Annotated in this window: 2 protein-coding genes; both read left to right on the top strand. The window is 76.2% G+C overall.

The genetic code is table 11. The annotated features are described in order from the left end of the window. Positions 1–301, top strand: a 301-nt coding sequence (locus AC13HU_RS37165) for a DUF1731 domain-containing protein (RefSeq protein ID WP_483046414.1), incomplete at its 5' end; no start/stop codon positions are given. Between the two features lie 286 nt (positions 302–587). Beyond that, positions 588–1428 (top strand): FAD-dependent oxidoreductase (locus AC13HU_RS37160; RefSeq protein WP_483046413.1); only part of this gene is annotated, 841 nt, incomplete at its 3' end.

The raw sequence follows: 1428 nt of genomic DNA, 5'->3' as shown, positions 1-1428 counted from the left end.
GGTCGCGGCGCTGCGGTACGCCATCGACAACGAGGAGTTGTCGGGGCCGGTGAACCTGACCGGGCCGCAGCCGCGTACCAACCGCGAGATCACCGCGGCGATGGGGCGGGTGCTGCACCGCCCGACGGTGCTGCCGGTGCCGGCGTTCGTGCTGCGCGCGGTGCTGGGCGAGTTCGCCGGCGATGTGACGGGCAGTCAGCGGGTGCGTCCCAAAAGGCTGCTGGACGCCGGGTTCTCCTTCGCGCACCCGGACATCGACGACGCGATCAAGGCGGCGCTGCCGCCGCGCAACCAGGTCTGAGAAGGCGCCACACCGCCCCGACGCCGTCCGCACCCCTCCTCGGCCGGAAAACGCACCGGAAAGGGCTGGATCGGACCGGTCCGCCCTGCATCGTTTGCCTTTGATGAGGGCATGACCTTTAGCAGCGTTTCGCGCGAGCCGGGGCCACCTGCCGACCACCGGGCCGGAGAGGGCACTTGACGGTGCGTCAGCGGATCAGGGCCGCCCGTCGCGCCCGTCCGCCACGCCCGTCGCGCCCGTCGCGCAGACGCCAGCGGGGATCGGACCCGACCTCGGGAGGGGCATCGTGCTCTCACCAGCACGCCCGAAAGGCGTGGCCGCCGCCACGGATGTGATCGTCATCGGAGCGGGCCCAGCCGGCCTGGCCGCCGCGCACCACCTGACCGAAGGGGGTATGAGCGTCACCGTCCTGGAGGCCGCGGAACGCGTCGGCGGGCGGATGGCCACCGACACCGTGGACGGCTTCCGGCTCGACCACGGGCCCCAACTGCTCAACACCGCCTACCCCGAGCTGCGCCGCGCCCGCGGCCTGCGCGGCCTGCCGCTGGCCCATCTCGCGCCCGGCGCGCTCGTCCGCTCCGGCGGCCGTGCCTACCGGGTCGGCGGCCCGCGCGGCGCCCGCGCACCCCTCGGCTCCGCCCGCGACCGGGCCCGGCTCGGTACCGCGCTCGACCGGCTCGCCGCCACCCCCACCGACCACATCACCGCACGCCCCGAGAGCACCGCCGCCCTCGCGCTGGCCGGCCGCGGCTTCGCACCCCGCACCGTCGAGCACTTCCTGCGGCCGCTGCTCGCCGCGCTGCTGTGCGACGCCGAACTCGGCACGTCCAGCCGGGTCGCCGACATCGTGCTGCGCGGGTTCGCCCGCGGCCGCGCCTGCGTGCCGGTCGGCGGCGCCGCCCGTCTGCCCGAACAGCTGGCCGCCGCGCTCCCGCCCGGCACCATACGGTTCGGGGTCCGCGCCGCCCATGTCGCCGCCAACGCCGTGCACACCACCGACGGCGCCGAACGCCCCTGCCGCGGCGTGGTCGTCGCCACCGACGCCCACGCGGCCGCCGCGCTCCTGCCGGGCCTGCGCGTGCCCGGCTTCCACCCGGTCACCGTGGTCCACCACGCCGCGCCCGCCG

This window comes from Streptomyces sp. NH27 (assembly GCF_056859195.1).
The sequence above is the reverse complement of the archived record's forward strand: the minus strand, read 5'-3'. Positions and strand labels throughout refer to the sequence as shown.